We start from the raw sequence: 21264 nt of genomic DNA on the forward strand, positions 1-21264 counted from the left end.
CGGTTTACTCCTCCGAGTCGTGGTCGGCCTCGCTACCGCCATCAGGCGTTGCAGTGCCCTTCTTGGCGTCTTCGAGGATATCGTTCGCCAGGCGGGACTGGAAGCCGTGGTACTTCGCGACGCCGGTGGCGTCTTGCTGGGTGATGCCGCCGGTGATGGTCTCCTCGTCGAAGGAGGCGGCCGACTCGCTGTAGACGGCGTAGTCGGACTCGCGCGAGACCGGGCGGCAGTGGCCGCCTTCCAGTTTCACCGTGACGGTACCGGTGACGCGCTCGTTGGTGTCGTCGATGAACGCCTCCAGCGCGCTCACGAACGGGGCGTCGATGAGCCCCTCGTAGGCCTTCTGGGACCACTGCTGGTCGATCTGGGCCTTGAACGAGCGCTCTTCCTTCGTGAGGACGAGCCCTTCGAGGGCCTCGTGGGCCGTCAGCAGCACGGTCGCCGCGGGGTGTTCGTAGTTCTCGCGGACCTTGAGCCCGAGCATGCGGTCTTCCATCATGTCCGTGCGGCCGATGCCGTGGGAGCCGGCCTGCTCGTTGAGCTGTTCGATGAGCGCGACCGATTCCAGGTCGTCGCCGTCCAGTTCGACCGGTTCGCCGTCCTCGAAGGTGACCTCGACGAGTTCGGCGGGCTTGTCCGAGGGGTTGTCGGTCCACTTGTAGATGTCGTCGGCCGGAATCGTGCTGGGGTCTTCGAGCTCGGAGCCCTCGATGGAGCGGCTCCAGAGGTTCGTGTCGATGGAGTAGCGACCGCCGTCGCCGCCCTCGACGGGGAGACCCTTCTCGCGGGCGTACTCGTTTTCCCACTCGCGGGTCAGGCCCAGTTCGCGCACCGGGGCGATGACCTCGAGGTCGGAGTCGCGCCAGATGGCCTCGAAGCGCAGCTGGTCGTTGCCCTTGCCGGTACAGCCGTGAGCGATACCGTCACAGCCCTCTTCCTCGGCCACCGAGAGGATGGCCTTCGCGATGACCGGGCGGGCCAGCGCGGTGCCGAGCGGGTAGCCCTGATAGTCGGCGTTCGCCTTGACGGCCGTGAGACAGAGGTCGGCGAACTCCTCGCGGGCGTCGACGACGTACTGCTCGACGCCGAGCGCTTCGGCCGTCTCTTCGGCCTCCTCGAACTCGTAGTCGGGCTGGCCGACGTCGACCGTGACGCCGATGACCTCGTCGTAGCCGTACTCCTCTTTCAGCAGCGATACACAGACCGTCGTGTCGAGCCCGCCCGAGAAGGCGAGCGCGACGGTGCCGTTTCCGTCTGTCATGGATGTGTAGTCGTTTGTTACCGTGGTGTGACTGTCGGTTTCGGATGCGAAGGGGCGTCGTACCGATTTCCCGGTGTCGGCCGAGTTGAAGTCGGCGGTATCAGGAAACGGCTACAACGGCCCCTTCGACGCGCCGGACAGCCGGCCGGCCGTTGTTTGAGACGAATCGAACCGTCGAGAGGAGAGGTAGTAGTGGGCCTAACGGGGGGCCCGTCGTCGGTTCCGTCGGTGCGTCGAGAAAGCGGCGGACCCGTCGCTGGCGGCCGTGAGCGAGCCAGTGCGACGAGTCCGCGTCATGTATCAGCGACTACTGAGGGTCGCGTACTAATAGCTTCCGAGTTTCCGGGGGTGTGCGTGGCGTTCTCACTCGCGCCGTCGAGCGAGCAGTGCGACCGCGAACACCGCCGCGAGTGCGCCGACAGCGCCGACACCGGGACCGCTCCCGCCGGTGGTCGCCACCGAGGTCGGCGTGGAACTCGGCGTCGCCGTGCCGTTCGCCGCCGTACTGGCGGTGGCGACGATACTGAGGCCGTCGAGGTTCGAGCCGGACTGATAGACGAGCTCACCGTCTGCCGTGTTCGTCGGCCCCGGCGACACGCTCTCCAGCGTGTACCCCTCCGGCAACACGACGACGAACTCCCGGTCGGTCGTGTAGTTGCTGGCGAAGGGCTCGTGTAGCGTCAGCATGCCGTCCCCGGCCGCCGCGAGCCCTTCCCAGGTGACGGAGTAGGTCGCGACGCCCGTCGACTCCGTCCGTGAGAGCGCGAGCGAACTGTTCGTCACGGCCATCTCGCGGCCGGTCCGGGCCTCCGTGTTGTTGGCGACGGTGCGCCAGTCGTCGGTGTACCGGTCCGAAAAGGCGTCGCGGGCCGTCTGGTTCGTCCGGAGGTCGTCGAAGGCGGCCGCCTCGCTCTCGTCGTCCAGGTCGAACGTCGAGACGAGCGTCACCTGCGCGTCACCGTTAGCGGCGAGGACGACGGTGAACGACGACCCGGGCGGGTCGGCCGTCTGGGCCGCCCCGGCGGGCGCGACGGCCACGCCGACCAGCAGGGCACCGAGCAACGCAGTCGTCGCGAGTGCGTGTCTCGCCTGCATCAGTTCGTCCCGCGGGCCGAGCCACCATCGGAACCACTGGTCGTGTCAGTTGCGGAGCCGTCCGCAGTCGGCGTCGCGGGACTGCTCGTCTCGTCTGCTGCGGTCGTGTTCCCGCCGGCCCGGGCGTTCCCGGCGCTCGAACGGTCGCCCGCCGCGGGCTGGACCGGCTGCCCGGCGTTCTCGCCGGCGATGCTCCGCGCGATTGCGGCCGTCCCCGGCCCGGTCAGGTTCGCGGCTCGCTCCGAGAGCGTCCGGACAGCGGTGACGTCGACGCCGTTGGCTTCGAGCGCCGCCGCGGGGAGCTGACTCGCCGTCTCGTTCGTCTGGGAGGCCAGCCGAGCCGTACTCCGGCTTTCGGCGTGGAGCGTCGCCACCCGGGCCCGGTACTGGCCCACGCTCAGCGAGCCGTTCTCGCGGGCGGTTTCGAGCGCCGCTCTCCGGCTTTCCAGCTCGGTCAGGCGCTCGTCGGTCTCGTTGAACTGCGCGGCGACGACGGCGGCCTTCGCGTCCGAACTGTTCGCCCGGGCGATTCGGATTCCGTAGGCCCGGGACTCGATCTCGCCGCTGAGTTCGGCCTCTCCCACGCCGACGACACCCGAGAGCTGTGCGCCGGGAGCGACGGTGCCGTTCCCGGTCGTCTGGTTCGACTGGTCCGTCTCGGTCTGCTGCGCCATGGCGATGGGCACGGCCACCAGCGCCCCGATGACGAGCAAGGCCGCAAGCGCCGCGGTAGTGGTTCGTTGCATCCTGCATCCACCTCGTGTCCAGATCCACATATAAGCAACAGGCGTTTACCCCCGATTAACTCGGATTAAATAGCGGTATAGCACGGGACTGGGAGCGTGACGACGGTCTCGCGACCTCATTCGTCGTCGGCATCGCTCAGGTCCGTCTCCGGGAGGGTGACCACGTTCTCGCGGCCGATACGGAACGTCTCCAGTTCCCCGTCGTCCCGGAGGCCGCCGATGACCTGACTGGTCTTCGCCGCGGTCCAGTCCAGTTCCGACGCGAGGGCCTGTTGCTTGACGCGACCGCCTTCCGCCCGCAGGAGTTTGAGCACCTGTTCCTCGTTACTGAGCAGGTCCGCCGGCGGTGTGTCGTCGCTGGCTCCGGCGCCGTCGGCCGGCGTGTCGTCGGGCGATGCAGCCGCCGAGTCACCGCCGCCGTCCCCCGCGTCGTCGTCGGCGAGGACGTACCGATAGGCCCCGTACCCGGCGGCGGTGACGGCGACCGACACCAGAATCAGGCCGAGGACGCCCGGAAGCGGTGAGCGTTCGACGACGTCGTCACCGAGGGGACGGCCCGCGCTGGCGACGACGCGGGGCTCGTCAGCGCCGAAGGACTGCCGACCGCGCCACGTGACCGAGCTGTCGGTCGCCTCGTCGGGCGATGGGGTGACGGTCTGGCTCCGGTAGCCGCCGGGCCACTGCAGCGTCAGCGACGTGTTGCGGTCGAGATACAGCCCCGAAAGAGCGTCTCCGGCTTCGATGTAGGTGTCGTTGCCCACCGCGAAGTTCGTCCACCGGAACCGGTAGGTGACGACACCGTACGACTGGCCGAAACTCTCCTGTGTGGTTGCGACGGTGACGTTCTGGATGGCCATCGGCCGGCCGGTGGCGTTCTCCCCGGCCCGGGCGGTCCGGTTCATCCGCTCGTGGAACGCGTCGGTGTATGTCGACTCGTTCCCCCTGATGTCGGTTCGGAGCCCCTCGAACGCTCGCGTCTCGTTCTCGTCGGTCAGGCGGACGCGGTAGTCGACCGTCCAGGCGGCGTCGCCGCTCTGAGCGATGTCGGCGGTCAGCACGACCACGTCGGCGTCGACGGACTGCTGGGCGAGGCCACCGGCCGTGGCCGCAGCCGGAGCCACCGTCGCCAGCAGTATGGCAACTGTCAGGACTGCGTTCGGGCGTCGCATTCGTGCGCGTCGTTTCCCGCCACCGGCAATAGGACTTGTTGCCGGGGACGGCCACAAGGTGCTTTGCCGTCGGTCGGGAACCGCCCGTATGGACCGCGGTGACATCGACGTCGACACGTTACTCAAGATACTGCTCGTCCTCCTCGTCGTCTGGATCGGTCTGGAGGTCCTCGAAGGCGTGCTGGGCATCTTCGCAGCGGTGCTCGGGCCGCTGCAGCCGCTGCTGGGACTCGCGCTCGTCGTCCTCATCGTGCTGTATCTGACCGGACGGCTCTGAGACCGGCCGCCTTTTGTCGGTAGCCGGGCTTACTCCGGTGTGTACAGTCTGAACGTCTCGCTCCCGTCGTCGGTCACGTCGCTGGCCGGACGACTGGGCCGAGAGCTTCCGCGAGCACGGGCCCGACCGCGCGGCGAGCACACGCTCGTCGTCAAGCGTCTCGGGAGCGGCGACCACACGGCCTACGCCCGCATCGAGGCGCGGGCCCGGGACGCCGTCCGTGGCACCGCTCCCTTCGAGGTCCGTCTCACGGGCGTCGAGCAGTTCGAGGTCGCCGCCACCGGCCCGTCACCGGTCGTCTATCTGGCCGTCGAGAGCCCCGAGCTGCGGGCGCTGCACGAACGGCTCTGTGAGGCGTTCGACGCCGTCGAGGGGATGGAGGGCCCCGACGAGTACGTCCCACACGTCACTGTCGCCCGCGGCGGCGACCCGGCGGCGGCAGAGCGGCTCGTCGAGCGGGATATCGACCCCGTCGAGTGGGCCGTCGAGGAACTGGTCTTTTTCGACGCCGAACGCGGCCAGTCCGTGAGTCGGGTGTCGCTACCGGCATAGAAGGCGAACAGGCGGCACTCGGAACCCCGAAGCGGCGTGCCACACACCCGCGTCACGCTCCGGGGCGCTGGTCAGCGCATGTCTGGGGGTGGTCCCGCTATCCGATATGAACCCTCGGCCATGGCGGTACGTTTTTGCCGCCGCCCACCCTCCCCATCGTGTATGGATTATCGGTCCGTCGAGACATCGGAGGAGTTCGTCTGCCGGCTGGACCACGGCGCGGACTGGCGCGCCGAAATCGAATCGCTGGCCGACGACGAGGGTATCGACGCGGCCTTCTTCTACGGGCTGGGCGCCGTCGAGGACGCGGAGGTGTGGTTCTACGACCAAGATAGACAGGAGTACGACTCGATGGTCTTTGCCGAGCCGCTGGAAGTCGCCGCCTGCGTGGGGAACGTCTCGTGGCTGGACGACGAGCGGTTCGCCCACACCCACGCGGTGCTCTCCCGGCCCGACGGGGAGGCTATCGCGGGTCACCTGAACAGCGCGACCGTCTGGGCCGGCGAGCTGTACGTCAGGGCGTTCGAGCAGCCGCTGGAGCGCGGGCACGACGAACCGACCGATCTGGACCTCTGGGAGCTATAGATGCGGGAGGCCGACGAGCGCTACTTCGAGACGCTCGAAACCGAACTCGACTCGGCGATGGCCGTCGCCGAGCGGGCCCGCGAACGGGGCGGGGACCCAAAGCCCGAGGTCGAGATTCCGACGGCGCGGGACATGGCCGACCGCGTCGAGAACATCCTCGGCATCGACGGCGTGGCCGAACGGGTCCGGGAACTAGAGGGCGAGATGTCCCGCGAAGAGGCCGCGCTGGAACTGGTCGACGACTTCGTCGAGGGCACCGTCGGCGACTACGACACCCGCGAGGGGAAAGTCGAGGGAGCGGTCCGGACTGCGGTCGCGCTGCTGACCGAAGGCGTGGTCGCGGCCCCTATCGAGGGTATCGACCGCGTCGAACTGCTGGAGAACGACGACGGGACGGAGTTCATCAACGTCTACTACGCCGGCCCCATCCGCTCGGCGGGCGGGACCGCACAGGCGCTCTCCGTCCTCGTCGCCGACTACGCCCGGGCGCTGCTGGGCATCGAGCAGTACGAGGCCCGCGACGAGGAGATCGGCCGCTACGCCGAGGAGGTCGACCTCTACGACAAGGACACCGGGCTCCAGTACTCGCCCAAGGAGAAGGAGACGAAGTTCATCGCCGAGAACATGCCCATCATGCTGGACGGCGAGGCCACGGGCGACGAGGAGGTGTCGGGCTACCGGGACCTCGAACGGGTGGACTCGAACTCCGCCCGCGGCGGGATGTGTCTCGTCCTCGCCGAGGGTATCGCCCTCAAAGCCCCGAAGATCCAGCGCTACACCCGCAATCTGGACGAGGTCGACTGGCCGTGGCTGCAGGACCTCATCGACGGGACGATAGGGGACAGCGACGGCGACGAGGGGGCGGCCTCGGACGACGGGGACGGCGACGAGGAGGGCGAGGACAGCGGAGCGGACGGCGGCGACGAGCGCTCGGGGCCGCCCCGCGTCGAGCCCGCGAAGAAGTACCTCCGCGACCTCATCGCCGGCCGGCCCGTCTTCTCGCACCCCTCGAAGTCCGGAGGCTTTCGGCTGCGCTACGGCCGCGCACGCAACCACGGCTTCGCGACCGCGGGCGTCCATCCGGCGACGATGCATCTGGTCGACGACTTCCTCGCGACCGGGACGCAGATAAAGACCGAACGGCCGGGGAAAGCCGCCGGCGTCGTCCCCGTCGACTCCATCGAGGGACCGACGGTGCTGCTCGCGAACGGCGACGTCCGGCGCATCGACGACATGGAGGAGGCCCTGGAAGTGCGCAACGGCGTCGAGAAGATACTGGACCTGGGCGAGTATCTCGTCAACTACGGCGAGTTCGTCGAGAACAACCACCCGCTCGCGCCCGCGTCCTACACCGTCGAGTGGTGGGAACAGGACTTCGACGCCGCCGGCGCGGACGTACAGGCGATGCGGGACGACCCCGGCATCGACCTCGCCGACCCGGACAGCGAGGAGGCCCTCGACTGGGCCACGGAGTACGACGCCCCGCTGCACCCGAAGTACACCTATCTCTGGCACGACGTGAGCATCGAGCAACTGGGGGCGCTGGCCGACGCTATCGACGACGGGGAGGTCGCGGCGACCGACGGGGCGCGCGAGACCCGGCCGTCGGCCGGGTCTCGGAACGGCGAGCGGGGAGATGCCGAGCGACCCGCGAGCGGGGACGGCAACGGCGACCTCGTCTTGCCGATGACCGACCCCGTCCAGCAGGCGCTCGAACGGCTGCTCGTCGAGCACACGCAGACCGAGGAGCGTATCGTCGTCTCCGACTGGCTCCCGCTGGTCCGCACGCTCGGGTTCAGTCGCTCGCTGGAACGGGACTGGACCGTCGAGGACCTCTCCGAGCACGCCCGGACCTACGGCGAGCAGGAGGAGAGCGACGCCATCGGCTACGTCGACGACGAGCTGGGCGACGAGGCGGGCCGGAACGCCATCGAAGCGGTCAACGAGATATCCCCCTTCGAGGTCCGCGAGCGGGCGCCGACCCGCATCGGCAACCGGATGGGGCGCCCCGAGAAGTCCGAGCGCCGGGACCTCTCGCCGGCAGTGCACACGCTCTTTCCCATCGGCGAGGCCGGCGGCTCACAGCGCAGCGTCGCCGACGCGACGAAACACGCCGACTCGATGAGCGACACCCCGGGCCGCGTCGAGGTGGAGGTGGCCCGTCGGCGCTGTCCCGACTGCGGCACCGAGGGCCACGAAGCCCGCTGTCCGTCGTGTGACGCGCTCGCCGAGACCATCTACGTCTGTCCGGACTGCGAGATGGAGGTCGAACCCGACGAGTCCGGCCGGGCCGAGTGCCAGCGCTGTGAGACGCTGGCGTCGCCGACCCAGTACAAGGAACTGGACCTGCAGGCCATCTACCGGGAGGCCCTGCGAAGCGCCGAGGAACGGGAGACGGCCTTCGAGACGCTGAAAGCGGTCAAGGGCCTCACGAGCGAGGCCAAGCTCCCCGAACCGATGGAGAAGGGCGTCCTCCGGGCGAAACACGACGTCTCGGCGTTCAAGGACGGCACCGTCCGCTACGACATGACCGACCTGCCGGTGACGGCGCTGCGCCCGGCCGAACTCGACGTCGAGCCAGAGCGCCTGCGCCATCTGGGCTACGAGACAGACATCCACGGCGACCCACTCACGCATCCGGACCAGCTGTTCGAGCTCAAGGTCCAGGACATCGTGCTCTCGAACGGCGCCGCCGAACACATGCTCCAGACCGCCGCCTTCGTCGACGACCTGCTAGAGCAGTACTACGGACTCGAACGGTACTACGAGTTCGACGACCGCGACGACCTCGTCGGCGAACTGGTCTTCGGGATGGCGCCACACACCAGTGCGGCCACAGTTGGCCGAGTTATCGGATTTACGACGGCTGCGGTCGGATACGCGCATCCGTACTTTCACGCCGCGAAGAGAAGGAACTGCGATGGTGACGAAGATTGCGTGATGCTCCTGATGGATGGTTTGTTGAATTTTAGTAAATCATATTTACCTGACAAACGCGGCGGTCGGATGGACGCTCCGCTCGTCATGTCCTCGCGCATCGACCCCTCCGAAATCGACGACGAGGCCCACAACATGGACATCATGGACCGGTACCCCCGCGAGTTCTACGAGGCGACGCGGGAACTCACCGACCCCGCGGAGGTCGAGGACATCATGACGATAGCGGAGGAGACGCTGGGCACGGACCGCGAGTACACCGATTTCCGCCACACCCACGACACCACGAACATCGCCGCGGGGCCGGACCTCTCGGCGTACAAGACGCTGGGGTCGATGGAGGAGAAGATGGACGCCCAGCTGCATCTCTCCCGCAAGCTGCGGGCCGTCGTCGAGTCCGACGTGGCCGAACGCATCATCGAGTACCACTTCCTGCCCGACCTCATCGGGAACCTGCGGGCCTTTTCGCGGCAGGAAGTGCGCTGTCTGGACTGCGGCGAGAAGTACCGGCGGATGCCCCTGACCGGCGACTGCCGGGAGTGTGGCGGCCGCGTCAATCTGACCGTCCACCAGGGGTCGGTCAACAAGTACATCGACACTGCGATTCGCGTCGCCGACGAGTTCGGCGCCCGAGACTACACCAAACAGCGGTTGCAGATTCTGGAGCGGAAAATCGAGTCGGTGTTCCAGAACGACCACAACAAGCAGTCCGGCATCGCTGATTTCATGTAAATGAACCCTGCGCTACCAAGGCGCTGACGACCGCAAGACGCGCGTCTGCCGGTCGTCCGATGGGTGCTTTTGTGACTCCACGCCAATCAGCAATGGTATGACTACGCATCCCAAGCGAGTGGCGACACCCCAGTCACCGAGCCTCCCCGACCGGTCGGACACCAAACCCGTCTCGGCCACGGTGATGAAGCTACAGCTCACTGTGATGCAACACCGAATCGAGACACTGCAACAGCAACTCGTCGCCGAGCGCGAGCGCCGCCAGGCCGTCATCGACCGGTACGAACGGCTGCTGGCCGAGCGGTGAGCGGGCGGAAACGGGTTTGTGCGGTCGTTACTCGTCGCCCAGCGCGACGTAGGTGGTCTCGATGATGCGGCTGTCGTCGTTCAGTCGGTCGATGAGCGAGTGGTCGGGCTTCTCGTCGAGGTTGTAGATAGAGAGCGCCTCCCCGCCGATGGTCTCGCGGCCGTTGAACATCCCGGCGATGTTGATATTCGCCTCGCCCAGCGCGGTGCCGATGAAGCCGATGGTGCCCGGCTCGTCCTTGTTGCGGACGACGAGCATGTGGCCGTGGGGGACCGCCTCGATGCGGTGGCCGTCGATGCGGACGATGCGGGACTCCTCGCCGCCGAACTGGGTCCCACAGACGGAGACCTCTTCGGCCCCGTCGGAGACGGTGACGGTGATGAGGCTCTGGTAGTCCTCGGCGGAGGAGGTCTTGGACTCGGTCACGTCGATGCCCCGCTCCTCGGCGATCTGGGGGGCGTTGACGGCGTTGACCTGGATGTCCGAGGGCGCGAAGACGCCTTCCAGCGCGCTCGCGGTGACGTACTCCACGTCCTCGTCGGCGATGTCGCCGGCGTAGGTGACCTCGACGGAGCTCATGTGGCCGTCGAACAGCTGGACCGCGATGCGGCCCGCCGTGCTGGCGAGTTCGAGGTACGGCTCGACCTGCTCGAAGGTGGCGCGGTCCAGCGACGGGGCGTTGAGCGCGTTGGCGACGGGCTGGCCGTTCGCCGCGGCGATGACTTGGTCGGCCGTGGAGGTGGCGACGTTCTCCTGTGCGGCCTCGGTCGACGCCCCGAGGTGGGGCGTGACGATGATGTCGTCGACGTCCAGCAGCGGGCTGTCGTCGGGGAGCGGTTCCTCGCCGAACACGTCCAGGGCAGCGCCGTTGAGGACGCCGTCCTCGACGGCCTCGGCCAGGGCGGGCTCGTCGATGATGCCGCCGCGGGCGCAGTTGATGACGTAGCCGCCCTCGAGCTGGGCGAGCTCCTCTTCGCCGATCATGTTCTCGGTCTCCGGGGTGAGCGGCGTGTGGATGGTGACGAAGTCCGCGGCCTCGAGACAGTCGTCGAGGTCGTCGACGAGGGTCGCGCCGAACTGCTTTGCGCGCTCCTCGCTGATGTACGGGTCGAAAGTGACGATGTCCATCCCCAGATTCCCGAGCCGTTTGGCGACCTGCTGGCCGACGCGGCCGAAGCCGACGACGCCCAGCGTCTTCTTGTTGACCTCGGTGCCGAGGAAAGCGCCCTTGGCCCACTCGCCGTCCTTGAGTCGGTCGTGGGCCTGCGGGATGGAGCGGGCGGTGGCGAACGCCATCGCGACGCTGTGTTCCGCGGCGGCGCGGACGTTGCCGTCCGGCGCGTTGGCGACGATGACGCCGTGTTCGGTCGCGGCGTCGATGTCGATGTTGTCGACGCCGATGCCGGCACGGCCGACGATGATGAGGTCGGTGGCCGCCGAGAACACCTCGTCGGTGACCTCGGTGCCCGACCGGACGATGAGCGCGTTCGCGTCAGAGACGGCGTCGAGCAGCGCGTCGCCCTCGACGTCGTAGGCTGTGACAACTTCGTGGCCCGCCTCTCGCAACCGGTCGAGGCCGGCGTCGGCGATAGGGTCCGTGACGAGTACCTTCATACCGAACCGAACTTACCGGGACGGCATAACGCTTGTTTTCTGAAAGCGACGTCGCCACTGGTGGCGAAGTGGACGGCTGGAAAACGGGCCGGGCTATCGCCACTCGGGCAGCGAAGCGGCGTCTACGAGCGGAAGTGTCATATACGCGCCGTCTTGGGAAACGTCCGCGATGACGAACGTGTCAGTCGGGCCTTCCTCGACGGAAGCCATAACTTCCGAGTCGGCAGCAACCTTCGCTGGGGCAACCGTATCCGGCTCCATGCATGACAATATGTAACACCCGTATATAAAAATAGCGAAATCCGTGAACGAGTGGCACGTTACTCTCACCCGTCTGGCGTATCCGGTGGCGGAATCACCGGACGAAACAGGGAACCCGATGCTGTCTGAATCGGTCCGAGTGTCCGTTCTCCGCTCGATTACCGATTCTTATCGGCGGTAACTCGGGCGTTCGAGGACCTAATCTGCGCCCGCCTCGACAGGTCACTCCGGTGTTCCGACACCCGCGCCCGCGGGGGCGATGTTAACTACTTAGTAGGTGCGGGGCGGACCTTTTGGCAGTATGAACGTTGCAGACGCTATGACGCCTCGCTCGGACGTCGTTACGGTCGAGATTCCGGGCACCCGTGACGACGTGCTGGAGTATCTCCAGGAGCGGGCGTTCTCGTCCGTCCCCGTCATCAAAGAGACCGACGACGGCGAACAGTTCCGCGGCCTCATCTCCCGGGACGCCCTCATCGACCAGCCCGACGAGGACCAGCTCGCACTGCTGGTCGAGGAGGTGCCGACCATCACCGCCGACGCGACCATCGAGGAAGCGGCCGAGCTGATGCTGGCCGAAGGGGAACGTCGTGTCCCGGTCGTCGACGGGACGCTCGAGGGAATCATCACCGTCACCGACATCGTCCACGCCATCGCCAACGGCGACACCGACGGCGACACCGAGGTCGGTGGCCTCGCCCGGAGCGACATCAACTGCCTCTACGTCGACACGCCCCTGACCGTCGCCGAGCGGGAGCTGTCCCACGCCGAAGTGCCCTACGGCGTCGTGCTCGACGACGACGGCGAGATGACCGGGATGCTCACCGAGGTCGACATCATCGAGGTCGCCCGCGTCGTCGAGGGCGAGGATGACACCGGCGAGTCCATCGCCAACGAGGACGACGACTGGGCGTGGGAGGGTATCAAGGCCGTCGGCGGACGCTACATGCCCACACGAAACGTCGAGATTCCGGTCGAGCCGGTCCGGGAGTTCATGACCGATGACGTCATCACCGTCAGCAAGCGCCGCACCGCGAAGGAGGCCGCACAGCTGATGATAGAGAGCGATATCGAGCAGATTCCGCTCGTCTCCGGCGACGAACTCGTCGGTATCGTGCGGGACGTGGACCTGCTGGAGGGGCTATGAACGAGGGCGAGCGGCTGACGGAACTGGCCAAGCGACGCGGCTTTTATTTCCCCGCCGCGGGCGCGTACGGCGGAGCCGCCGGCTTCTGGACGTACGGCCCACAGGGAGCGGCCCTGAAGGACAACATCGAGGACGCCTGGCGCGACCGCTTCGTCGTCCAGGCCGGCCATCAGGAAATATCCGCACCGGACGTCATGCCCGAGCCCGTCTTCGAGGCGTCGGGCCATCTCGACGGCTTCGACGACATGATCATCGAGTGCGGCGAGTGCGGGGCGACCCATCGGGCCGACCACATCGTCGAGGACAACACGGACATCGAGGAGGCCGAATCGCTCCCGAACGAGGAGGTCATGGACATCATCGCCGAACACGACATCCCCTGTCCGTCCTGTCAGGCGTCGCTGGCCGACGAGCCCGTCGACAACTTCAATCTGATGTTCGAGACGAACATCGGCCCCGGCACCTCCTCGCCGGGCTATCTGCGCCCCGAGACTGCCCAGGGTATCTTCGTCGAGTTCCCGCAGCTCTCGGAGTACGCACGCAACCAGCTCCCCTTCGGCGTCGCCCAGATCGGCAAGGCCTACCGCAACGAAATCTCCCCGCGGAAATCCCTCGTCCGCGTGCGTGAGTTCACGCAGGCCGAACTGGAGCACTTCGTCGACCCCGAGGAAGACGAGCCCCCTCTCGAATCGGTGGCGGACGTGACCCTGCCCCTCTACTCGGGCGAGTCACAGCAGGCCGACGACGGCGGCGTCGAACACCTGACTGTCCGCGACGCCGTCGACGGAGGCGTCATCACCAGCGACTGGGTCGCCTACTATCTGGGCGTCGCCCGCGACTGGTACGAGCGCATCGGTATCGACATGGAGCGGTTTCGATTCCGACAGCACCTGCCCGGCGAACTCGCTCACTACGCCTCGGACTGCTGGGACGCCGAAGCCGAAATCGACGGCGACTGGATAGAGATAACCGGCTTCGCCTACCGGGGCGACTACGACCTGCAGAAACACGCCGAGTACTCCGGGGACGACTACACCGTGTTCAAGCAGTACGACGAGCCGGTCACCGTCGAGCGGCCGACGGTCGACCCCGACATGAGCTATCTCGGGCCGGAGTTCGGCGGCGACGCCGGCGCCGTGGCTGACGCGCTGGAAGCCCTCGCCGAGCGGGAACCTGATGCCTTCGAGGGCGACGACGTGACCGTCGAGGTCGACGGCGAGGCCTACACCGTCCCGGTCGAAGCGACGAACTTCAGCGTCGAGGAGATGACCGAAAACGGCGAGCACATCACGCCCCACGTCGTCGAACCGTCCTTCGGCGTCGGGCGACTCATCTACACGGTGCTCGCTCACGCCTACCGTGCGGACGAGGTCGACGGCGAGGAGCGGACCTATCTCGAACTCCCGGCCGAACAGGCCCCGACGACGGTCGGCGTCTTCCCGCTGATGGACCGCGACGGACTGGGCGAGTACGCGGGCGAGCTCGCCGAAGGCCTCCGGCGGGCCGGCCACTCGGTCACCTACGACGACTCGGGCGCCATCGGTCGGCGCTACCGTCGGCAGGACGAGATCGGGACGCCGTACTGTGTCACCGTCGACTACGAATCCATCGGCGAACCGGCGGACGGAGACGGCGAGTCGGCCACCGACCCGCGGACTGACACGGTGACGCTTCGCGAACGCGACACCACCGCCCAGAAACGGGTGCCCATCGACGGCCTGGCCGAGACGCTGGACGGGCTCATCGACGGCGATATTGCGTTCGACGACCTGTAAGATGACCGACGAGGTCGCGAGACGGCTCGTTCACGTGACGGGCGCAGCGGTGCCACTCGCCTACCTGCTGGGTGGCGACCTCGTGAGCTGGCGGGTCGTCCAGCTGTTTCTCGCGGTCGCGCTGGTCGCCGTCGTCGTTCTGGAGTTTCTGCGCCTGTCGGTCGGACTCGACTGGGCCATCTACGAGCGGCTCACCCGCGAGTACGAACAGGAGAACCCGGCGGGCTACGCCCTGTACATCGTCGGTATGGCGGCGGTGGCCGGCGCGGTCAGCGTCGGGCTGTCGACCGACATCGCCGTCCCGGCGATGCTGATGCTCGCCATCGGGGACCCCATAAGCGGCCTGCTGGGGTCCAGCGAGGCCAGCAACGTCAAACAGCTGTGGGTGTTGCTCGTGATGTTCGGCGTCTGTACGCTGCTTGCCGCCCCGTTCGTCCCGACGCGAGCGGCGGTGCTTGGCGGTGTCGCGGCCACCTTCGCCGACGGCGTCAAACCGACCATCGCCGGCTACGTCATCGACGACAACCTCTCGATTCCGGTGCTTGGCGCCGTCGCGATGTGGGTCGGCGTCGTCGTAATAGCCGCCGTGTAGCCGAACAGGCCGACGGGTTCTACTTCCGCCACGCTACCTGAACCCTTAACCCCCGGCAGGGACAACCGATACGCCAATGGCGACCACCGCTGACGGCGAGCATCTCGAGCATCCGCTGGTCACCGACGGGTTCCTCCAGAACCGTCGGTACCAGGTCGAACTCGCCGACACCGCGGGCCGGGACCACGCGCTCGTCTGTCTCCCGACCGGGCTGGGCAAGACGACCGTCTCGCTGCTGGTGACTGCGCGGCGGCTCCACGAGGTGGGCGGGAAATCGCTGCTGCTCGCGCCGACGAAGCCGCTGGTCCAGCAACACGCCGAGTTCTACCGCGAGGCGCTCACGATTCCGGACGACGAGGTCGTCGTCTTCACCGGCGAGGTCCGACCCGACGACCGGGCCGCCCTCTTCGAGGACGCGACGATAGTCATAGCGACCCCACAGGTCGTCGAGAACGACCTCGTGGGCAACCGCATCGACCTCGCCGACGTGACACACTGCACATTCGACGAGTGTCACCGCGCGACCGGTGACTACGCGTACAACTACATCGCGGACCGCTACCACGCCGACGCCACGGACCCGCTCGTGACCGCGATGAGCGCCTCCCCCGGCGACGACGAGGAGGCCATCCTGGGGGTGTGCGAGAACCTCGGGCTCTCGGAGGTGGCGGTGATGACCGAGGACGACGCCGACGTGGCCGAGTACACCCACGACACCGACGTGGACTGGAAGCGCATCGAGCTCCCCGAGGTGGTCGTCGAGATACGCGACGCCATCAACGAGGTCGTCGCCGACCGCCTCGAACAGCTCAAGGAGCTGGGCGTGACGAACAAGTCCTCGCCGGACCTCTCCGAGCGGGAGATTCAGGGGATGCAGGCGGAGCTCCGGAAGCTGATGAACAACGACCAGAGCGAGGGGTATCAGGGGATGAGCCTGCTCGCCGAGATCCGCAAGCTCCGGACCGCCGTGACCTACGTCGAGACCCAGAGCGTCGAGTCCCTGCGGCGGTACTTCGAGCGGCTGAAGGAAGCGGCCCGCTCCTCCGGCGCCTCGAAGGCGGACCAGCGCCTCGTCAGCGAGCCCAAAATCCGCGAAGCGATGCGGAAGGCGGACGCGTACGACGACCTCCACCCGAAGTTCCGCCAGACCCGGATGTTGCTCGCCGAGACGCTCGGCATCGAGAACGGCGAGCGCGTCATCGTCTTCACCGAATCGCGCGACACCGCCGAGACGCTCGTCGATTTCCTCTCGAACCACTTCACGACCCAGAAGTTCGTCGGGCAGAGCGACACCGACGGCAGCGAGGGGATGACCCAGACCGAACAGCAGGAGACACTCGAACGGTTCCGCAGCGGGGAGTTCGAGGTGCTGGTCTCGACCTCCGTCGCCGAGGAGGGTCTCGACGTGCCGGAGGTCGACCTCGTGCTGTTCTACGAGCCCGTCCCGACTGCGATTCGGGCCATCCAGCGCAAGGGCCGGACTGGCCGCCAGGCAGAGGGCCGCGTCGTCGTCCTGCTGGCCGAAGACACCCGCGACGAGGCGTACTTCTGGAAGGCCCGCAACGACCAGAAGCGGATGCAAAACGAACTGGACGAGCTCAAGAGCGTCGCCGGCGAGATCTCCGCGGAGTTGGACCAGACCGGGCTGGACGACTACGAGGGGAGTGGGTCGACGCCCGGTGAGTCGGGAGCGACAGCCGCCAACGGCGGTGGGAGTGCCGAGGACGGACAGGCCGGTCTGGACGCTTTCGCCGGGGAGGACATGGCCGCCGGGGACGGCGAACCCGGCGACGGGGCTGACGAGGAAGGGAGAGACAGCGACGGGGACGACGTCGTCGCCAAACCCGAAAGCGACGGGGACGGCGTCGAAATCGTCGCCGACCAGCGCGAACTCGACTCGACCATCGCGCGGGACCTCTCGACCCGTGACGGCGTCGAGACGCGCCTGGAGACGCTCGCGGTCGGCGACTACGTCCTCTCGGACCGCGTCGTCGTCGAACGCAAGACCGTCTCTGACTTCCTGGATACGCTCACCGGCGGTGACCGCTCGATGTTCGAGCAGGTGGGCGACGCCACTCGCAACTACGCCCGGCCGGTCGTCGTCATCGAGGGCGGCGACCTCTACGGGGAGCGCAACGTCCACGCGAAAGCCATCAACGGCGCGCTGGCCTCGCTCGCGGTCGACTTCGGCGCGAGCGTGTTACGGACCGACGGGGAGGACGAGACCGCCGACCTGCTCGAAACTATCGCGACTCGCGAACAGGACGACGGCGACCGGGAGGTGAGCGTCCACGGCGAGAAACAGTCCAAGACCGTCGCCGAGCAACAGGAGTACGTGGTCGCCTCGGTCGCCGAGGTCGGCCCCGTGACGGCCCGCAGCCTGCTCGCCCACTTTGGTAGCGTCGAGGCGGTGATGACCGCGCCCCACGAGGAGTTACTCGAGGTCGAGGGCATCGGCGACGTGACCGCCGAACGGATTCGGTCCGTCGTCGGCAGCGAGTACGAGCCCTGAATTGTCAATACTGCGGTCGGAAACGGCAATGAACCGAAGGGAAGTTTCATTTGCGAGTGGGGTACAGTCCCATGCAGGGGGTCAGCCTGTGAACGAACACGAGAGTCGCCGACTCGATTTCGAGCTCCCGAACGTGGGTCAGGGGAGCGACACGGTACAGTCCGCGAGCCTCGCTGCCGGCGGGGAGTGTCTGCTCGTGGTGCTGCTGGGCAGTCACTACTGCTCGCGGTCGCGGGAACTCGTCCGGACGCTGGCCGAGAACTGCGAGGAGTTCCGGGCGCGGTCGACGACCGTCGTCCCCGTCCTGCCCGACATCCGGGAGCGGGCCCGGGTGTGGGACCGGCAGTACGACCTGCCGTTCCCGCTGCTCGCCGACCCGGCGGCGGACGCCGACGGACCGGACGAGTTCGGGGCCTTCGGACCGCTCCAGCGAGCGGTCGACGGGCTACCGGCGTTCGTGCTCTGTACCGCTGCCGACGGAACGCTACGGGTCGATTCGACCGAGACCGAGGCGACGCTCGACGTGCCACTTGTCGATTCGGTGCTGGAGTTCGTGGACCGCAACCGAGCGGTAGGGAGCGAGGTGCCGTCCACGAACGCGCCGGCGGACAGCTAGGTCAGAACCGCACCGCGTCGAGCGCCTCGGCGGCCTCGCGGGCCGCCGAGAGGTGTTCGCGAGCCGTTCTCGGGTCGTCGGTGTCGGCAGCGCGCTGTGCGAACCGATGGACCGTCTCCGCGAGCAGTGACTCCGCCGCCGACAGCTCCGCGGTCACCGACTCCCCGGCGTGCCCGCCCCGTGGCGACTCGGGAGCGGGTCGCCGGTCGGTCGTCGGTTCCGACGGCGTCTCGGCCCGGTCGCGAGCGCCGTCGCCCGACGGTTGCGTTCGACCGGGGTCCCCGGAGGGAATCGTCCGGGTGGGGTCGGTCGCCGGTGTCGGTTCGGTTTCGGCTGGCTCAGTCTGCTTGTCAGCCGCCGGTTTCGGTTCGGTTTCGGCGGGGTCGGTCTGCGCGTCGGCCGCCGGTGTCGGCTCGGATTCGGTGGAGTCGGCCTGTGCATCGGCCGCGTCCTCGGTAGCCGCGTCAGCAGCCGCTCCGTCACCGAACTGGACCGTGGCGTCGTCGCTCGGGTCGGCCACCTCGATGTGGTCGCCCCGGTCGTCCGCGTCCCCGTCGCCAGCGCTCTGGTCGCGGGCGACCGGTTTCTGACAGGTCGGGCAGAACTCCTGACCGTCGTACCGGAAGATGGGGTCGCCACAGTCCGTGCAGTGGGCGTTGGTCATCGTCGCGCCCTTCAACAGCAACTCGCTCATCTGCTCGGTCGCTTTGCGCTTTTCCTCCTCTTGCCCGTACTTCTCGCGCAATTTCTCGCGCTCGGCTTCCTTGTCGAAGTCGCTCATGTACGGGTGGAGACGTGCGAGCGGATTATGCGTTGCGGGCGCAGTCCGCACGCCGCTGTCCGCGAGCGGAGTGGGGCGGGTACCGAACCCGACTGGTACGTTTCGGGTGAGGGACTCGCCACGGCCGAAAAAGAAGCGTTTACCTCCTCTCGGTCACGACTCCTACCCGGTATGACAAAGGTAAGCATTGTCGGTGCGGCCGGAACCGTCGGTGCCGCTGCGGGGTACAACATCGCCCTCCGCGATATCGCCGACGAAGTCGTCTTCGTCGACATCCCCGATAAGGAGGCAGACACCATCGGGCAAGCCGCGGACACGAACCACGGCATCGCCTACGACTCGAACACGACGGTTCGACAGGGCGACTACGCGGCGACGGCCGGCTCCGACGTCGTCGTCATCACGGCGGGCATCCCGCGCCAGCCGGGCCAGACCCGCATCGACCTGGCGGGCGACAACGCCCCCATCATGGAGGACATCCAGTCCTCGCTGGACGAGCACAACGACGACTACGTCTCGCTGACCACCTCGAACCCCGTAGACCTGCTCAACCGCCACCTCTACGAGGCGGGCGACCGGCCCCGCGAGCAGGTCATCGGCTTTGGCGGTCGGCTGGACTCGGCGCGCTTTCGCTACGTCCTCGCGGAGCGGTTCGACGCCCCGACGACGAACGTCGAGGCGACCATTCTGGGCGAACACGGGGACGCACAGGTGCCCGTGTTCTCGAAGGTCCGCGTCGACGGCCGCGACCCCGACTTCTCGGCCGACGAGCGCGAGGAGATCCTCGGCGACCTCCAGGCGTCCGCGATGGACGTCATCGAGCGCAAGGGCGCGACCGAGTGGGGGCCGGCCCGCGGTGTCGCCCACATGGTCGAAGCCGTCCTCCGCGACACCGGCGCGGTGCTGCCGGCGTCGGTCAAGCTCGACGGCGAGTTCGGCCACGAGGACACCGCCTTCGGCGTCCCGGTCCGGCTGGGAAGCGACGGCGTCGAAGAGATCGTCGAGTGGGACCTCGACGACTACGAACGGGAGCTGATGGCCGAGGCCGCCGAGAAGCTCGAAGAGCAGTACGGGAAAATCGCCTGAGAGGGGTCACCGGCCGCCGCTCACTCTTCCTCGGTCTCGGTGCGTCGGCGATAGCGGGCTGTCCCGATGAGACTCGCGACGAGGGCGACGAGCGTGCCGTCGGGGCTGGCCCAGTCGACGCCGACGTCCGACTGGCGCAGCGGCGCTCGCGTGACAAACGAGAGCGTGGTGTCCGGTGTCAACGTGATGTCGTAGACGAGGGCGTTCTCTGTCGTCCGGACTCGGGTGGCCTCGACGGGCGCCCCGCTGGTAGTCGTTATCTCGAACACCGGGCCGAGCGACTTCCGGCGGACGGCCGACCGGGCCACAGCCACCTGCATCGAGACGGACTGGCTCACCGAGGCGTTAGCCGAATCGGTCACTGCGAGCCCGCCGATAGCTGTCCGACCCCTGCTGTCGACGCCCGCGGTGTGGTTCAGGCGGAGCGCGTAGTCGCCGTCTGTGGGCACGCTCGCCGAGACGTTCCGTATCTCGTAACCGTCGGCGCCGATACCGACCGGCCCGGTCGAGAGCCGCTGGCCGGCCGTTGCGTTTTCGACCGTCAGGACGGCCGTCTGCCCGCTCGTGGTGACCGACGTTTCGACCGTCCCGGTCGCCGACGCTGACTCGTTCCCGCCGGCGTCGGAGTCGTCGGTCGTCCCGGCGGCCCCATCGTCGGGCGTTCCGGTGGTGTCGTCCGAGCCGTCGCCGGTCGTCCCATCGTCCGAGCCGTCGCCGGTGTCGTCACCGCCACTGATGGTCACCTGTTCGGTCGTGGTCGCCTGCACGCCGTCGGCATCGGAGACCGAAGCGGTGATCTCCTCACTGTCGGCGCTCGCGTCGCTCGGCACGGAGACGGTGAGCGAGGGGTCTTTGCTCTCCGCCGGCTGGACGGAGAGCCAGACCCACTGGGTACCGTCTTCCCGCCAGTTGTCGCCGTCGTCGTCCCGGTCGGTCACCGTCCAGCTGTCGGGCAGGGTGACGTCCAGCACGTAGCCGCTCATCTCGTCGCCGGTGTTCGTTACGGTGAACGTGTACGTGACCGTGTCGCCGGCACGGACCTCCTGCGGTCCGGATATCGACGTGTCCGCCGGGGCCGCCATCACGGGCACCGCAAGCACCGTGGCGACGACGAACGACACCAGCGCAGTTCGGACTCGGGCCATCAGCTCCCCTCTCGCTCGGCGAAGCTACGCATAGGCGAATCAGACAGTCTGTCGGGTATTAATATTCAGGGTAG

At 67.6% G+C, this 21264-nt stretch carries 19 protein-coding genes; 11 read left to right on the forward strand and 8 right to left on the reverse strand.

Features of this window, described 5'->3' with window-relative positions:
* Window positions 1-4: 4 nt before the first annotated feature.
* The 4 genes from NDI56_RS12470 to NDI56_RS12485 all read right to left on the reverse strand — a co-directional run bounded on the left by NDI56_RS12470 (window position 5) and on the right by NDI56_RS12485 (window position 4271).
* On the reverse strand, window positions 5-1261 hold the full coding sequence (locus NDI56_RS12470) for an argininosuccinate synthase (protein ID WP_310919866.1): 1257 nt from the start codon (window positions 1259-1261) through the stop codon (window positions 5-7).
* A gap of 363 nt (window positions 1262-1624) precedes the next feature.
* Window positions 1625-2356 carry a DUF7345 domain-containing protein gene (locus NDI56_RS12475; protein ID WP_310919867.1) on the reverse strand — a complete coding sequence of 244 codons (732 nt, stop codon included), beginning with the start codon at window positions 2354-2356 and terminating at the stop codon, window positions 1625-1627.
* Complete coding sequence (locus NDI56_RS12480; protein ID WP_310919868.1) at window positions 2356-3102, reverse strand: hypothetical protein; 747 nt, start codon at window positions 3100-3102, stop codon at window positions 2356-2358. Before NDI56_RS12480 ends, NDI56_RS12475 begins: the two co-directional genes overlap by 1 nt.
* A gap of 116 nt (window positions 3103-3218) precedes the next feature.
* The gene (locus NDI56_RS12485) at window positions 3219-4271 is read right to left on the reverse strand and encodes a helix-turn-helix transcriptional regulator (protein WP_310919870.1); all 1053 of its coding nucleotides are present in this window, start codon (window positions 4269-4271) and stop codon (window positions 3219-3221) included.
* A gap of 88 nt (window positions 4272-4359) precedes the next feature.
* Here NDI56_RS12485 and NDI56_RS12490 point away from each other — a divergent pair, with 88 nt between their 5' ends.
* The 5 genes from NDI56_RS12490 (at window position 4360) to NDI56_RS12510 (ending at window position 9661) form a co-directional block, all read left to right on the forward strand.
* Window positions 4360-4548, forward strand: coding sequence for a DUF7554 family protein (locus tag NDI56_RS12490; protein ID WP_310919871.1), 189 nt, complete (start codon window positions 4360-4362; stop codon window positions 4546-4548).
* Window positions 4549-4587: 39 nt separating this feature from the next.
* The gene (locus NDI56_RS12495; RefSeq protein WP_310919872.1) at window positions 4588-5100 is read left to right on the forward strand and encodes a 2'-5' RNA ligase family protein; all 513 of its coding nucleotides are present in this window, start codon (window positions 4588-4590) and stop codon (window positions 5098-5100) included.
* 162 nt (window positions 5101-5262) lie between these two features.
* Window positions 5263-5685, forward strand: coding sequence for a PPC domain-containing DNA-binding protein (locus NDI56_RS12500; RefSeq protein WP_310919873.1), 423 nt, complete (start codon window positions 5263-5265; stop codon window positions 5683-5685).
* Window positions 5686-9354, forward strand: a complete 3669-nt coding sequence (locus NDI56_RS12505; protein ID WP_310919874.1) for a DNA polymerase II large subunit — start codon at window positions 5686-5688, stop codon at window positions 9352-9354.
* Between the two features lie 97 nt (window positions 9355-9451).
* Window positions 9452-9661 carry a hypothetical protein gene (locus tag NDI56_RS12510; RefSeq protein WP_310919875.1) on the forward strand — a complete coding sequence of 70 codons (210 nt, stop codon included), beginning with the start codon at window positions 9452-9454 and terminating at the stop codon, window positions 9659-9661.
* Between the two features lie 27 nt (window positions 9662-9688).
* Here the strand turns inward: NDI56_RS12510 and serA are convergent, their stop codons facing one another.
* Both serA and NDI56_RS12520 read right to left on the reverse strand, forming a co-directional pair.
* Entirely contained in the window at window positions 9689-11275 is a 1587-nt protein-coding gene (gene serA, locus NDI56_RS12515) for a phosphoglycerate dehydrogenase (protein ID WP_310919876.1), read from the reverse strand.
* A 93-nt stretch (window positions 11276-11368) separates the two neighbouring features.
* The gene (locus NDI56_RS12520) at window positions 11369-11536 is read right to left on the reverse strand and encodes a DUF7556 family protein (protein WP_310919877.1); all 168 of its coding nucleotides are present in this window, start codon (window positions 11534-11536) and stop codon (window positions 11369-11371) included.
* Window positions 11537-11837: 301 nt separating this feature from the next.
* Here NDI56_RS12520 and NDI56_RS12525 point away from each other — a divergent pair, with 301 nt between their 5' ends.
* The 5 genes from NDI56_RS12525 (at window position 11838) to NDI56_RS12545 (ending at window position 18178) form a co-directional block, all read left to right on the forward strand.
* The gene (locus tag NDI56_RS12525) at window positions 11838-12683 is read left to right on the forward strand and encodes a CBS domain-containing protein (protein WP_310919878.1); all 846 of its coding nucleotides are present in this window, start codon (window positions 11838-11840) and stop codon (window positions 12681-12683) included.
* A complete protein-coding gene (gene glyS, locus NDI56_RS12530) occupies window positions 12680-14458 on the forward strand; it encodes a glycine--tRNA ligase (RefSeq protein ID WP_310919879.1) in 1779 nt (592 codons plus the stop codon). The genes NDI56_RS12525 and glyS overlap by 4 nt, the downstream gene beginning before the upstream one ends.
* 1 nt (window position 14459) lies before the next feature.
* Complete coding sequence (locus NDI56_RS12535; protein ID WP_310919880.1) at window positions 14460-15050, forward strand: dolichol kinase; 591 nt, start codon at window positions 14460-14462, stop codon at window positions 15048-15050.
* A gap of 76 nt (window positions 15051-15126) precedes the next feature.
* Entirely contained in the window at window positions 15127-17562 is a 2436-nt protein-coding gene (locus NDI56_RS12540; RefSeq protein WP_310919881.1) for a DEAD/DEAH box helicase, read from the forward strand.
* An 88-nt stretch (window positions 17563-17650) separates the two neighbouring features.
* On the forward strand, window positions 17651-18178 hold the full coding sequence (locus NDI56_RS12545; RefSeq protein ID WP_310919882.1) for a redoxin domain-containing protein: 528 nt from the start codon (window positions 17651-17653) through the stop codon (window positions 18176-18178).
* Between the two features lies 1 nt (window position 18179).
* Here the strand turns inward: NDI56_RS12545 and NDI56_RS12550 are convergent, their stop codons facing one another.
* Window positions 18180-18959 (reverse strand): Sjogren's syndrome/scleroderma autoantigen 1 family protein, encoded by a 780-nt coding sequence (locus NDI56_RS12550; RefSeq protein WP_310919883.1) that lies wholly within the window; start codon window positions 18957-18959, stop codon window positions 18180-18182.
* Window positions 18960-19130: 171 nt separating this feature from the next.
* On the opposite strand from NDI56_RS12550, the gene mdh reads away from it, so the two are divergent.
* Window positions 19131-20045, forward strand: a complete 915-nt coding sequence (gene mdh, locus NDI56_RS12555; RefSeq protein WP_310919884.1) for a malate dehydrogenase — start codon at window positions 19131-19133, stop codon at window positions 20043-20045.
* Window positions 20046-20065: 20 nt separating this feature from the next.
* Here the strand turns inward: mdh and NDI56_RS12560 are convergent, their stop codons facing one another.
* A complete protein-coding gene (locus tag NDI56_RS12560) occupies window positions 20066-21190 on the reverse strand; it encodes a COG1361 family protein (protein ID WP_310919885.1) in 1125 nt (374 codons plus the stop codon).
* Window positions 21191-21264 lie beyond the last annotated feature (74 nt).

The sequence above is a fragment of the Halomicroarcula saliterrae genome (assembly GCF_031624395.1).
GTDB classification, from domain to species: Archaea; Halobacteriota; Halobacteria; order Halobacteriales; family Haloarculaceae; genus Haloarcula; species Haloarcula saliterrae.

Coding starts and splice junctions, on each gene's coding strand:
- NDI56_RS12470 (WP_310919866.1), bottom strand. CDS start 1,261: ATGACAGACGGAAACGGCACCGTCGCGCTCGCCTTCTCGGGCGGGCTC.
- NDI56_RS12475 (WP_310919867.1), bottom strand. CDS start 2,356: ATGCAGGCGAGACACGCACTCGCGACGACTGCGTTGCTCGGTGCCCTG.
- NDI56_RS12480 (WP_310919868.1), bottom strand. CDS start 3,102: ATGCAACGAACCACTACCGCGGCGCTTGCGGCCTTGCTCGTCATCGGG.
- NDI56_RS12485 (WP_310919870.1), bottom strand. CDS start 4,271: ATGCGACGCCCGAACGCAGTCCTGACAGTTGCCATACTGCTGGCGACG.
- NDI56_RS12490 (WP_310919871.1), top strand. CDS start 4,360: ATGGACCGCGGTGACATCGACGTCGACACGTTACTCAAGATACTGCTC.
- NDI56_RS12500 (WP_310919873.1), top strand. CDS start 5,263: ATGGATTATCGGTCCGTCGAGACATCGGAGGAGTTCGTCTGCCGGCTG.
- NDI56_RS12505 (WP_310919874.1), top strand. CDS start 5,686: ATGCGGGAGGCCGACGAGCGCTACTTCGAGACGCTCGAAACCGAACTC.
- NDI56_RS12510 (WP_310919875.1), top strand. CDS start 9,452: ATGACTACGCATCCCAAGCGAGTGGCGACACCCCAGTCACCGAGCCTC.
- serA (WP_310919876.1), bottom strand. CDS start 11,275: ATGAAGGTACTCGTCACGGACCCTATCGCCGACGCCGGCCTCGACCGG.
- NDI56_RS12520 (WP_310919877.1), bottom strand. CDS start 11,536: ATGGAGCCGGATACGGTTGCCCCAGCGAAGGTTGCTGCCGACTCGGAA.
- NDI56_RS12525 (WP_310919878.1), top strand. CDS start 11,838: ATGAACGTTGCAGACGCTATGACGCCTCGCTCGGACGTCGTTACGGTC.
- glyS (WP_310919879.1), top strand. CDS start 12,680: ATGAACGAGGGCGAGCGGCTGACGGAACTGGCCAAGCGACGCGGCTTT.
- NDI56_RS12535 (WP_310919880.1), top strand. CDS start 14,460: ATGACCGACGAGGTCGCGAGACGGCTCGTTCACGTGACGGGCGCAGCG.
- NDI56_RS12540 (WP_310919881.1), top strand. CDS start 15,127: ATGGCGACCACCGCTGACGGCGAGCATCTCGAGCATCCGCTGGTCACC.
- NDI56_RS12550 (WP_310919883.1), bottom strand. CDS start 18,959: ATGAGCGACTTCGACAAGGAAGCCGAGCGCGAGAAATTGCGCGAGAAG.
- mdh (WP_310919884.1), top strand. CDS start 19,131: ATGACAAAGGTAAGCATTGTCGGTGCGGCCGGAACCGTCGGTGCCGCT.
- NDI56_RS12560 (WP_310919885.1), bottom strand. CDS start 21,190: ATGGCCCGAGTCCGAACTGCGCTGGTGTCGTTCGTCGTCGCCACGGTG.